Origin of the sequence: Glutamicibacter sp. Je.9.36, assembly GCF_051129975.1 — a bacterium.
Classification (GTDB): domain Bacteria; phylum Actinomycetota; class Actinomycetes; order Actinomycetales; family Micrococcaceae; genus Glutamicibacter.
Genome location: NZ_JBCPSN010000002.1, coordinates 418,416 through 430,576 on the forward strand (window position 1 = coordinate 418,416; position 12,161 = coordinate 430,576).

General features: G+C 62.7%; 11 protein-coding genes. 3 read left to right on the forward strand and 8 right to left on the reverse strand.

Translation table 11 applies throughout. The features are described 5' to 3' along the window. The 6 genes from nrdE to AAZQ98_RS06330 form a co-directional block, all read right to left on the reverse strand. Window positions 1–2,139: a class 1b ribonucleoside-diphosphate reductase subunit alpha gene (nrdE, locus tag AAZQ98_RS06305; RefSeq protein ID WP_105661397.1), complete on the reverse strand. Its 2,139-nt coding sequence runs from the start codon at window positions 2,137–2,139 to the stop codon at window positions 1–3. Next, window positions 2,136–2,621, reverse strand: coding sequence for a class Ib ribonucleoside-diphosphate reductase assembly flavoprotein NrdI (gene nrdI, locus AAZQ98_RS06310; protein ID WP_105658531.1), 486 nt, complete (start codon window positions 2,619–2,621; stop codon window positions 2,136–2,138). The genes nrdE and nrdI overlap by 4 nt, the downstream gene beginning before the upstream one ends. Before the next feature lie 42 nt (window positions 2,622–2,663). Next, complete coding sequence (gene nrdH / locus AAZQ98_RS06315; protein WP_013349130.1) at window positions 2,664–2,894, reverse strand: glutaredoxin-like protein NrdH; 231 nt, start codon at window positions 2,892–2,894, stop codon at window positions 2,664–2,666. A gap of 514 nt (window positions 2,895–3,408) precedes the next feature. Then, window positions 3,409–4,146 carry a YggS family pyridoxal phosphate-dependent enzyme gene (locus AAZQ98_RS06320; RefSeq protein WP_434690626.1) on the reverse strand — a complete coding sequence of 246 codons (738 nt, stop codon included), beginning with the start codon at window positions 4,144–4,146 and terminating at the stop codon, window positions 3,409–3,411. Between the two features lie 75 nt (window positions 4,147–4,221). Next, the gene (poxB, locus tag AAZQ98_RS06325) at window positions 4,222–5,946 is read right to left on the reverse strand and encodes a ubiquinone-dependent pyruvate dehydrogenase (RefSeq protein ID WP_434690628.1); all 1,725 of its coding nucleotides are present in this window, start codon (window positions 5,944–5,946) and stop codon (window positions 4,222–4,224) included. A 237-nt stretch (window positions 5,947–6,183) separates the two neighbouring features. Then, window positions 6,184–6,666: a hypothetical protein gene (locus AAZQ98_RS06330; RefSeq protein ID WP_434690631.1), complete on the reverse strand. Its 483-nt coding sequence runs from the start codon at window positions 6,664–6,666 to the stop codon at window positions 6,184–6,186. Window positions 6,667–6,675: 9 nt separating this feature from the next. Between AAZQ98_RS06330 and AAZQ98_RS06335 the strand changes: the two genes are divergently transcribed. After that, window positions 6,676–7,035, forward strand: a complete 360-nt coding sequence (locus AAZQ98_RS06335) for a cupin domain-containing protein (RefSeq protein WP_434690633.1) — start codon at window positions 6,676–6,678, stop codon at window positions 7,033–7,035. Here AAZQ98_RS06335 and AAZQ98_RS06340 read toward each other — a convergent pair. After that, on the reverse strand, window positions 7,032–8,093 hold the full coding sequence (locus AAZQ98_RS06340; RefSeq protein WP_332488758.1) for a PLP-dependent cysteine synthase family protein: 1,062 nt from the start codon (window positions 8,091–8,093) through the stop codon (window positions 7,032–7,034). The genes AAZQ98_RS06335 and AAZQ98_RS06340 overlap by 4 nt on opposite strands. 59 nt (window positions 8,094–8,152) lie before the next feature. Here AAZQ98_RS06340 and AAZQ98_RS06345 point away from each other — a divergent pair, with 59 nt between their 5' ends. Then, the gene (locus AAZQ98_RS06345) at window positions 8,153–8,941 is read left to right on the forward strand and encodes a hypothetical protein (RefSeq protein ID WP_434690636.1); all 789 of its coding nucleotides are present in this window, start codon (window positions 8,153–8,155) and stop codon (window positions 8,939–8,941) included. Window positions 8,942–9,058: 117 nt separating this feature from the next. Further along, window positions 9,059–9,406, forward strand: coding sequence for a hypothetical protein (locus tag AAZQ98_RS06350; protein WP_434690637.1), 348 nt, complete (start codon window positions 9,059–9,061; stop codon window positions 9,404–9,406). Between the two features lie 73 nt (window positions 9,407–9,479). On the opposite strand, the gene AAZQ98_RS06355 is transcribed toward AAZQ98_RS06350, so the two are convergent. Then, window positions 9,480–12,023: an esterase-like activity of phytase family protein gene (locus tag AAZQ98_RS06355; RefSeq protein WP_434690640.1), complete on the reverse strand. Its 2,544-nt coding sequence runs from the start codon at window positions 12,021–12,023 to the stop codon at window positions 9,480–9,482. Window positions 12,024–12,161: the final 138 nt, after the last annotated feature.

A 12,161-nucleotide genomic window follows, 5' to 3' on the forward strand; every position in this document is an offset into this window, starting at 1 on the left:
TTACAGTGCGCAGGAAACGCAGCCTTCAACCTCGGTGCCTTCCAGCGCAAGCTGGCGAAGGCGGATGTAGTACAGGCTCTTGATGCCCTTGCGCCATGCGTAGATCTGGGCCTTGTTGATGTCACGGGTGGTGACAGTGTCCTTGAAGAACAAGGTCAGCGACAGGCCCTGGTCTACGTGCTGGGTTGCGGCAGCGTAGGTGTCAATGATCTTCTCGTAGCCGATTTCGTAAGCGTCTTCGTAGAAGTCGATGTTCTCGTTGTTCATGTAAGGAGCCGGGTAGTAAACGCGGCCGATCTTACCTTCCTTGCGGATCTCGATCTTCGCTGCGACCGGGTGGATCGAGGAAGTCGAGTTGTTGATGTACGAGATCGAACCGGTGGGAGGAACTGCCTGCAAGTTCTGGTTGTAGATGCCGTGCTCCATGACAGAAGCCTTCAGCGCCTTCCAGTCTTCCTGGGTAGGAATCTGCATGCCGTCGAACAGCTCGCGGACGCGCTCGGTAGCTGGAACCCATTCCTGCTCGGTGTACTTGTCGAAGAATTCACCCGAGGCGTACTTCGAGTTCTCGAAGTTATCGAAGGTCTCGCCGCGCTCCATGGCGATCTTGTTCGATGCAGTCAGTGCATGGAACAGGATCGTGTAGAAGTAGATATTGGTGAAGTCGATGCCTTCTTCGGAGCCGTAGTAGATGTGCTCGCGGGCCAGGAAGCCGTGCAGGTTCATCTGGCCCAGGCCGATGGCGTGCGACTTGCTGTTGCCGTCAGCAATCGAAGGAACCGAGGCGATGTAGGACATGTCCGAAACTGCGCTCAGGGCACGGATGGCGATGTCTACCGAGGTAGCCAGATCCTTGCCGTCCATGGCCTTGGCGATATTCATCGAACCGAGGTTGCAGGAGATGTCCTTGCCGACGGTCTTGTAGCTCAGGTCGTCAGAGAACTCCGAAGCGGAGGAAACCTGGAGGATTTCCGAGCACAGGTTCGACATGGTGATGCGGCCGGCAATCGGGTTGGCCTTGTTCACGGTGTCTTCGAACATGATGTACGGGTAACCGGACTCGAACTGGATCTCGGCCAGGGTCTGGAAGAACTCGCGGGCGCTGATCTTCGTCTTCTTGATCCGAGCGTCGTCTACCATCTCGTAGTACTTCTCGGTGACGGAGATTTCGCTGAACGGTACGCCATAGACGCGCTCGACGTCGTACGGGCTGAACAGGTACATGTCTTCGTTCTTGCGAGCCAGTTCGAAGGTGACATCCGGAATAACAACACCCAAGGACAGGGTCTTGATACGGATCTTCTCATCAGCGTTTTCGCGCTTGGTGTCCAAGAAGCGGTAGATGTCCGGGTGGTGTGCGTTCAGGTAAACGGCACCTGCACCCTGGCGTGCACCGAGCTGGTTTGCATAGGAGAAGGAATCTTCAAGAAGCTTCATCACCGGGATGACGCCGGAAGACTGGTTCTCGATCTGCTTGATCGGCGCACCGTGCTCACGCAGGTTGGTCAGCGACAGGGCAACGCCACCTCCGCGCTTGGACAGCTGAAGCGACGAGTTGACTGCGCGGGCAATCGATTCCATGTTGTCTTCGATGCGCAGCAGGAAGCAGGAGACGAGTTCGCCACGCTGTGCCTTGCCGGCGTTCAGGAAGGTTGGGGTGGCAGGCTGGAAGCGGCCTTCGATGATTTCATCGACCAGGTGCATGGCCAGCTTTTCATCGCCACGTGCCAGGTGCAGGGCAACCATGCATACGCGGTCTTCGTAGCGTTCCAGGTAGCGCTTGCCATCGAAGGTCTTCAGCGTGTACGAGGTGTAGAACTTGAAGGCGCCCAAGAAGGTTTCGAAACGGAACTTCTTGCCGAAGGCGTGCTTGAACAGATCCCGGATGAAGTTCATCGAGTACTGATCGAGGGTTTCACGCTCGTAGTACTCGTGCTTGACCAGATATTCAAGCTTCTCATCGAGATCATGGAAGAACACGGTGTTGTTGTTCACGTGGTCCAAGAAGTACTGGCGAGCCGCGTAGCGGTCCACCTCAAACTGGATCTTTCCATCTGGTCCGTAAAGGTTCAGCATGGCGTTGAGGTCGTTGTAGCTCAAGCCCTGGAACTGGGCTGGGAGCTCCTTTGAGCTATTCATCGTTGCTGCCGGTTCTGCGACGCTGGTGTCCAAAAGGTTTCAAGCCCTTCTTTGACGTTGAGAACGTCTTCTGAGGTTCCCATAATTTCGAATGTGTAAAGCACGGGTACGTTGCATTTCTCGGCAATGCGTTTTGCCGCAATGCAGTAGTACTCGCCAAAGTTTGTGTTCCCTGCACCGATCACGCCGCGAAGATTCACGCGGTTCGCTTCATGCCGCAGGAACTTCATGATCTGCGGCATGATCGAGCGCTTGCCACGCTCTCCGCCATAAGTGGGTATGAGCAGCACGTATGGTGCAGTTGAGATCAGCTGCGGTTCGGTCGCATAGACCGGAATCCGTGCGGCATCCATCTCAAGTTTGTCCACGAAACGCTTGGTGTTCTCCGAAACAGATGAAAAATAGATCAGTTTCGAATCGGTGAGTTCCAGCGGTTCCTGGGCCTCAGCATTTTGCCTATCGGCAAGCGCTGCAGGTGACATTGCTTTTCGCCTCCACTACAAGCTAGCGGATGGAATTCTTGATTAGTTGGCTGGAGCCAGCAGCTCGATCTTGTCTGGGCGGAAGCCCGACCAGTGATCGTCATCGGTGATTACGACAGGTGCCTGCATGTAGCCCAAGCCACGAACGTGCTCCAAGGCTGCCGCATCCTGAGAGATGTCTACCTTGTTGTACTCGACACCCTTCTTATCCAGCGCGCGGTACGTAGCGTTGCACTGAACGCAGGAAGGCTTCGTGTAAACCGTGATGGCCATGTCCCTGATCCCCTTTAAAAAGTCTTTGTTTCGGCTAGGATCCCGGTTTTTCGGAAAAGTCCTAGCCATCCTCTCGGATGCCTCAAAACCACTGTTTCGAGGTGCTTCTGGTGCGAGCCGCACCGACGGGTTCAATACTACATCTTGTGTTTGGCGGGTCAAGCGGCCACAACATGATGTATTACAAGTATGTCATTCATCCACGGCAACGTCCACAGGAACTGTGGATATTAACCCCCGTTTAAACCGCGATTTCTCGCGGACTCGAGACCTTTGTCCACAGGTTGGCAGAAGTCCGCTGTGGGTTAAAAATTCTTCTTGTGAGATGTTCGTCGGCGTGTTCTGCACCCTCCATGTAGTTCGGGGTACACGGTGTGCACCACTACATGTAGTGTCGCCCCTGGCACCCACAGTTTGGCCGACGCACGACCGGCTGTGGAGAACGCGCAGCAAGGGCAGCTGGCGATTTGCCAGCTGCCCTTGCAACGAAGCTCAGTGGCGACGCAGAAGCGTCTTAGGCCGGGTAGGTGCGGGCACCGAAGATTCCCTGGCCTACACGCACGACGGTGGCCCCCTCGGCGATGGCCAGCTCGTAGTCGCCGCTCATGCCCATGGACAGGTGCTGGAAGCTTTCAGGAGCATCCTGCTGCAATTGGTCACGGGTTTCGCGCAGCAACGCAAAGCTGCCACGGATAGATGCTTCGTCCTTGGTATTTGCGGCCATGGTCATCAAGCCCACTGGCGTCAACCGATCCAGCGGCGCCAAGCCGCTAAGCAAGTCCGCTGCCCCAGCAGCTTCGATGCCTGATTTGCTTTCCTCGCCGGAGGTATTGACCTGGATGAAGACTTCAAGCGTCCGATCCTCTGCCTCCAAACGGCGTTGCAGGGTCTGTGCCAGTTTCAGCGAGTCCAAGGCATGGAATTCATCAGCGAACTTCGCCACGAACTTCGCCTTGTTGGTCTGCAAGGGACCGATAATCGCATAACGCAGGTGCGGGAAATCCTCGCAGAAGTGCTCGTACTTGCCTTGGGCCTCTTGGACCTTGTTCTCCCCCAGCGTGTCCACACCGGCAGCAATGGCCAATGCCAAGCGATCGAAATCGATGGTTTTGGTGACCGGCAGCAGCCGAACCGAGCCAGCGTCGCGGCCGGCAGCTAGTGCCGCCGTGGCGATCTTCTGGTTGACAGCAGCCAGGTTGCGGGTGAAATCCTCGATGGTGGCCGCGTGGGTAGCGGCAGGTTGCGAAGCCAAAGCGCCAACTTTCTTGATGTCACAAACGTGTTGCTGGTGCCAAGGGCACCAGCAACAAGCATAGGCATAAAAGGACTAGAACAATTGCCGCCAATTGGTTTTAGCCAGATTCAGCAGCTCGTCGCCACGCCCGGAGAGCACGGTGCGTATGGCATACAAGGCAAATCCCTTGGCTTGTTCCAACTTGATTTCCGGTGGCATCGACATCTCCTGGCGGTCGGTCACGACATCCAGCAGCGCAGGACCGTCATGGGCCAGGAATTCTTGCACCGTGGCTTCAAGCTGCGCCGAATCATCTACCCGGTAGCCCTTGAGCCCCGAGGCGGTAGCCACGGCCCCGAAGTCGGGGTTGTGCAGATCGGTGGCGTAGGTGACGAACCCGGCGGCCTTCATTTCCAGTTCCACGAAATTCAGCGAGGAGTTGTTGAACACCACGATCTTGATCGGCAGCTTGTTCTGCGTGGCGGTCAGCAGCTCACCGAGCATCATGGCCAATCCGCCGTCCCCGGCGAAGGCGATAACCTGGCGCTGCCGGTCAATTGCCTGGGCGCCCAGGGCATGGCACAGTGCGTTGGCCATGGAACCGTGGTTGAAGGAGCCGAGCACCCGTCGCTTGCCGGTCATGGTCAGGTAGCGGGCTGCCCAAATCACCGGGGATCCCACATCGGCGGTGAAAATCGCATCCTCATCTGCGTGCTGGTCGATCAGCCGGGCCAGATACTGAGGATGGATTGCAGCACCCGGCTTGGAGGGCGTGGCGAGCTCGTCGAGCTTCGTACGGGTCTTGCGGTAATGCTCCACCGCTGTCTCCAGGTGCTTGCGGTGGGTCTGCACCGGCAGCAGCGCATCCAGAGCCGCCGCGGTGTCCTTCACGGCGCCCACCAGCGGGATGTCCACCCGGGTGCGCTTGCCGATCTGCTCGCCGCGGATATCCACCTGGATGATGGTCGCGTCCTGCGGATAGAACTGCTGGTAGGGGAAGTCGGTGCCCAGCATCAGGAGCACGTCGCATTCGGCAATCGCCTTGGCGCCCGAAGCGAAACCCAGCAGGCCCGTCATGCCCACATCGAAGGGGTTGTCGTACTCGATATGCTCCTTGCCTCGCATCGCATGCACGATCGGCGCGCCGAGCTTGCCAGCCAGCGCGATCACCTCGTCATGGGCTCCTGCCACGCCCGCACCAGCCAGAATGGTGACCTTGCGCGAGCCTTCGAGGATCTCCGCGGTGCGCTCCAGCTCGTCTTCATTGGGCAGCACCCGCGGGTTGGTCTTGGTGATTTCCTGGGTGGGCGTGCGTTCCATCTCCGCCAACGCGACATCGCCGGAAATCACCAGTACTGCCACGCCGCGCTTCTCGATGGCCTCGCGCATCGCAATGCGCAGCATGCGCGGCATCTGCTTGGGGTCGGAAACCTGTTCGGCATAGACCGAGCAGCCACGGAAGACTTCCACCGGGTGGGTCTCCTGGAAGTAGTTGGAACCGATCTCCTCGGTAGGGATGTGCGCTGCAATCGCCAGCACCGGCACGCGCGAGCGGTTCGCGTCGTACAGCCCGTTGATCAGGTGCAGGTTCCCCGGACCGCAAGAGCCGACGCATACCGTCAGCTCTCCGGTGATTCCGGCTTCGGCCGCCGCGGCAAAGGCAGCGGCTTCCTCATGGCGGTGGTGGACCCATTCGATCCGCCCGTTCTCCCGCAATGAATCGGTCAAGCCGTTCAGGGAATCCCCCGGAAGGCCGTAAATCCGGCGCACTCCCTGGGTATCGAGCTGTTCAATCAGGTGGTCGGCTACGGTAGGCAAAACATTCCTCCTGCACACAATTTTCCAGTGGGTCTATTCTTCACCCTACTGCGCCAGCCACCTTGTGTCATGGGTTTTTGGCGCTGCCGAAGGTTCCTCCCAACACACCGGCAGGTGGCGCACGCAACGAGCGCTGCCTACCGGGCAACGCCGGCTACCCCGCACCGGTGCACCCAGGTCCACCGCGCCTACTTTCCCGGCATCCCGGGGCCTGTGGGCGAAGCGCGCCGCGGCGGATCATCGATGGGAGCCAGCCGTGGTTTCCAACAGCATGCACCGGCTCAGCACCATGGCCAAGAGCGCGGCCGCCGCCAATGCCGCGGCCGCGTAGAGCACCCGCGCAATCACGGTGCTGCCGGCGCCGAAGGCCAGGACACCCTGGATGAAGACAAGGCAGAGCAGCGCCATGGGATGCGACGCGGTCCAGGCCAACACGACCCAGCTGGCCAGCAGCAGCGGTCCTCCGGAGAAGAGCACCCGGCCCGGTCGCCGACCCGATACCCGCCCTGGGCTGGCCACGCCGGCGGTGATAGCCGCAACCGGCGCGATGAAGGCGAACGCAGCGTACGTGCCCCCGTTGACCAGCGCTCCCAGTGCCATGGCCAGGATGAGCGGCCGCGTGGCCAACTGGCCCAGTTCGGCACGCACCGCGTCACCGCCGGGTGGACCGGGGCGCTGCCCGCCATTGGATAGGCTGGAAGCTGCAGCAGAGAACTTCAAGGAGAGACAATGCCCGAACCGCGCCGCATGGCCAATACCACCGAGCTGGCCGCCGGAAAAACCAACGGAGCGATCTGGAAGCTGGAAGCCGGGCAGCGCGACCTCGACGCCAACGTGATCTCGCTGGCCCCGTCCGGAGAGATCGGGGAGCACCAGGGCCCGGAGCTGGACGTGGTGCTGCACGTCTTCGCCGGCTCCGGGGTCCTGCATACCGCCAGCGGATCCATCGAGCTGGCCATCGGCGACATCATCTACTTGCCCGCCCGCTCCCAACGGCGCTTCGTGGCCGGCGAAGCGGGCCTGGGCTACTTCTCGGTGCACCAGCGCAAGAAGCAGGCCGGGCTCATGCCCGCCCTGCGTGGCAGCTAGCTCCAGGCCCCGGTCTGGATGAAGCGCTCCAGCTGCGCGGCGTAGGGCTCCAGGTCCAGGCCCTGCTCGGCCACCCACTGCTCGTTGTAGTAGGTGTTCGCGTAGCGCTCGCCGGAGTCGCAGATCAGCGTCACCACCGAGCCCTGCTCGCCGCGCTCGAGCATCTGGGCGATGATCCCGAACGCCGCGTAGAGGTTGGTTCCGGTGGAACCGCCGGCAAAGTAGCGGGTCTTGGCGCGCAGGAAATGCATGGCTGCCAACGAGGCGGCATCGGGCACCTGCACCATCTGGTCGATCACCCCGGGCACGAAGCTCGGTTCCACGCTGGGCCGGCCGATCCCCTCGATGCGCGATCCCTGCCCCGTCGCGTAGCCCATGTCCCCGGTGCGCCATCCCCCGTAGAAGGAGGAGCCTTCCGGATCGCCCACGCAGATCCTGGTTTCGTGCCGCTTGTAGCGCGCATAGCGCCCGAAGGTGGCGCTGGTGCCGCCGGTCCCGGCGCCGACCACGATCCAGCTGGGGATCGGGTGGGCTTCGGCGGCCATCTGCGCGTACACCGACTCGGCAATGTTATTGTTCCCGCGCCAATCCGTGGCCCGCTCGGCATAGGTGAACTGGTCCAGGTAGTAGCCGCCGGTTTCGGCCGCCAGCGCGCGGGCCGCCTCATCGACCTGGCCGGCCGCGTCCACCAGGTGGCAGCGTCCGCCGTAGAACTCGATCAGCTCGATCTTCTCGCCGCTGGTGGACTTGGGCACCACCGCGATGAAGTCCAGCCCCAGCATCCGCGCGAAGTACGCTTCGGAAACGGCCGTGGATCCGCTGGAGGCCTCCACCAGCGTGGTGCCTTCGCCGATCTTCCCGTTGACCAGCCCGTAGAGGATCAGCGAGCGCGCCAGCCGGTGCTTGAGCGAACCGGTGGGGTGCACCGACTCGTCCTTCAAATAGAGCTCGATCCCCCAGTGGGCGGGAAGTTCGAAGCGATGCAGGTGGGTGTCGGCGCTGCGGTTCGCGTCAGCGTCGAGCAGGGAAATGGCACGGCGTACCCAAAGATCTGTCATGGCTCCACTCTAACCGTGGCGAACGGTTTTAACCCTGGCGGCGTGGTACCTTCGGAATCGTGAAAAGAAGGCTGGTTACCGGCGGTTATGCCGCCATCATCCTGCTCGGCTTGGGCTGGGCGGCGTGGGCGGTGCTTTCCGCCGCCGGGCTGGAAACACTCGCCGGCGGGTGGATGGGGCAGGACGCCACCGTCACCTCGGTGCCGCGCATCGGGCAGCTGCCCTGGTTCGGGCTGATGGCCGCAGTGGCGTTCTACGCGATCTGGCAATGCCTGCCGCAGGAACGCACCGGGTTCCATCGCCGGCTGCGCCTCTGGGTGCTCGGCGCGGTGCTGTGCAATGCGCTGTGGGTGGCGTTCTTGGAGCGCGACCGCATCGGCACCTCGCTGGTGTTCGGCCTGCTCCTGCTGGCACTGCTGATCCGCATCGTGGTGATGATCGGCAAGACCCCTGCCCTGCAGCAAGTGGACCGGTGGATTACCCGCGCCAGTTTCGGGCTGTTCACCGGGTGGCTTTCGGTGATCGTGCTGGCCGAAACTGTCGCCTTCGCCGCCCTGTCCGGGGCCGACGCCAGCTCCCTGATGTTCAAGGGCGCCTGCGCCCTGTCGGTGCTGCTCCTGGCACTGTTCCTCAGCGCCGTGAGCTTCAAGAACCCCATGGGGATCTACCTGAACGCCGGCGCGCTGTGGGTGATCGGCTGGATCATCGTGGACCGCTACACCGGCCACGCCACCTCTCCCGGGTTTGCCACGGTGCTTTCGATCGCGGCGATCCTGATGCTGCTGTGCCTGCTCAGCGCGCTGCGGACCCGCATTCGCAAGCTGCGCCCGCCCGCAGCCTCCCAGTAAATTCCCAGTTCGCAGTCAGCGCAACGGCGCGGCCTTGAGTGCCCACCCCCGGCTGGCTAGGCTGGGAGCTGAGACCTCAAGGTCCACCAGACTCAAGGTCCATCAGAGAGGAACAACATGTCGAAGACTGCCAAGAGCTTGAAGCAAGTTGAAAAGTCGCTGGCGAAACTCGCCAAGGCTGCCAAGGAAGAGCTGCCGAAGGAAATCCGTGGCGGCTGGAACGAGGCCGTCTCCGGTGTCAACACCGAAGCCATCAGCAAGGCCGGCGCCAACCTGATCGAGAATGTCGGCGGGAACTCCAAGGCCGCCAAGCGTGCCCGCGCCTCGGTGGAGAGCGCTGTGCAGGTCGCGCAGAAGAACCTCGCCGCCCAGGACAAGAAGTCCGGCAATGGCGGCAAGTTCCTGGTCATCTCGCTGATTATCGCCGTCGTGGCCGCGGTCGTGATTTCGCAGAAGAAGAACTAGCTTTCAATCCCGAAGGCGTGGCACCTGCATAGGTGCCACGCCTTCGCTGTTTTCCCGGTACCTTCCGCGCGGCCTACTTCGCGCGGGCCCGTGCGGTCTTGAGGGCCGCCGCGGCGCCGAGCAGCGCGATCACAGCACCCACCGGAATCAGCCAGAAGCTGTTCGCACCGGTGGCTGCGAGCTCTTCGCCGGCTTCCGGCCGTGCTGGCCGCGTCTCCTGCGGCGCCTGGGCCTGGGGTGCCTGGGACTGGCCGGCTTCCCGGGTCGGCTCCGGGACCTGTGCAGGGAATTCCCCGCTCGGCAGCGGCGAAGGGTTCCGGGTTGGTTCCGCGGCTAGCTCTTCGTCCTGGTCTTTGCCCTCTTCTTCGCCGGGCTCCTCGCTGGGTGCCTGGCCGGCCAGATCGAACACTTCATCCGCCGCACCGAGGTTCGCGAAGACGGTCTCGCCGGTGGCTTCATCCACCGCATCGTTATCGGTCACCACGTAGACCTGGCCATCGGCTACCGCCAGCCCCTCCAGCTTCTCCTGGGTCCAGCCGCTGGTTTCCTGCAGGACCGGCAGCACATCGGCCGCCAGCTTCTTCTGCACCAGCGGCACTTCTCCTGCCTGGGCCGGCGGAAGCCGGAACTGGTAGACGGCCTTGTGCTTGGCGTCCGGCCCCACCTGGTTATCGCGCTCGATCACCGCGTAGGAGCCATCGGGCAGCGCGGTGATTTCCGACAGTCCATTCCATGCACCGTCGGCTGCCGGGTCCAGCTGGTAGCCGTACCAGCTGAACTCGCCGGTGGACGGGAGGTATTTGCCCAGGCGGACGACGTCCTCGCCGGGCAGTTCGCGCTGCACCGCGAACACCACTTCTTCCTGCTTCCCGGACCCGGTCGCGGCGATGCCTTCCAGCCCGTGCTTGCCCAACCCTGACAGTGCAGGCAGCTCGATTTCTTCCTGCACCGCACCGGCCGCGTCGATGCGCACCAGCAGGTTCTCCGCCCCGGTTTCCCCTTCATGGGCGGCCCAGAATCCGCCGTCCGCGCGGGCGGCAATGCCTTCCAGATCCAGTTCGACGCTGGCCGAGGTGACCGCCATCGAGGATTCAACGGTGGCCGGGGTCCCGGTTTCCAGGGTGTAGATGCGCGGCTGGTACGCGTTGTCGCTGACCGCGAAGAGCTGCGAAGCATCGGCCGGGTTGGCCGACAGGCCGCTGAGCGCGCCGAAAGGCACCGGATCGGCGGCATCCGAGGACAGCTGCGGGAACTGCGGCGCGGCGGCGCCGAAGGAGTACAGGGACACCGCCGAACGCACCTGGCCCTCATCGGTTTCCGAGGCGATGGCCAGCAGGTTGCGCCCGGGGATCGGCAAGATCCCTTCCGGGCCGTTGGTAGTCGGCAAGCTTTGCAGATAGCGCGGGCTGGATGGTTCGGACAGGTCGTACACGGCCACGAAGTTCCCGCGTTCGGCCGCGATGAATCCGTAGTCCACGCCGCCGAATTCGGCGATGGCCAGCCCCTCGGGCTCAACGCCCTTCTTGCCTGCGCGCTGCTCCGGGAACAAGCCCTGCGAAAGCGCGAGGTGCTCGAAGCTATTGCCGGCATCCCACACCACGTCGCCGGTGGCGGAGTCGAAGATCGTGAATCCGCGGCTGCCGCCCTTCCAGTCGCCCTCATTGGCCGTGGCCAGATAGCGGTCCTGGATCCAGCCGATGGCATCGGGTTCGCGCGGCACGCCCTTCAGCTCCCCGCTGGGATCGAGCACGCCGTCCTTTTCGGTATCGATCCCCGCCAGGTCCACGGTCCCGGTGCTGAAGGCGCCGGTAATCCCGCCCGAGGCCAGGTCCACCAGCACCACGCCGTTGTTTTCCTGGAGGGTTGCCGCCAGCTGGTTCTTCTCGTTGATCGTGACGTACTCGGGCTCGGGGTCTTGCGGGGTGTCGAGACCGGCCGCGGCCAGCAGCGGCAGCGCAATCGGTTCGGTGCGGGAACCGGTGGTGAGCGGGACTTCGCGCAGCTTCCAGCCGGCCGGGTCCGCGCCTTGCAGGTCCATGATGGCGATCGATCCGGCCGGGGCTTGCGGCAGCGCGCCTTCGCCGGCATCCTCGTCGCGTTCATTCTCGATGGCGATGCCCGCGTAGGCGCCGTCGGCGGACAGCGCGATGGAATCGGGCTGGCCTGGCAGTGCAAAACTGTGCACCAGCGTGCGGTCGGCAATCCGCACCACATCCACCCGCCCCGAGGGGTCGCTGTAGCTGGCCGAGGTGTTCACCACCACGAACACGTAGTCGCCGTAGGCGGCCACGCTGGTGGGCTCGTCCTCGGCGCTGCCCAGCTGGTGCAGGCCCAGCAGGCCCAGGCCCTTCGGTGCGGCAGGGTTGGAAATGTCCAGGAAGCCGACGCTGCGCGAGAGCGCATCGGAGTAGATCAGCGTCTTGCCGTCCGCCGATACGGTGGAGATTTCTGCGGCGGTCTGGGCCGCGGCGCCCTCGGGATGGTTCTGGTAGACCGGGTAGGTGGCTTCGCGTTCGAAGTACTCCCCCGGGTCCGCGGCGGCGGCTAGCGGCGACAGGCTCGCGGCGATGACGGCGGCGGCCAGGATTCCCGGGGCCTTCTTGGATATGCGGTGCACGTAGTTCTCCCCCATGCTGGTTGCGGATGACTCCCCAAGAGTTCCAGCACCACCTAGCCAGAAAGTGAATCCTCGGCAACTGGCAGCCAACCAGCAGGTGTCGGGCGTTCTCCCGCTCACATTTAGTTGAAATCGCGC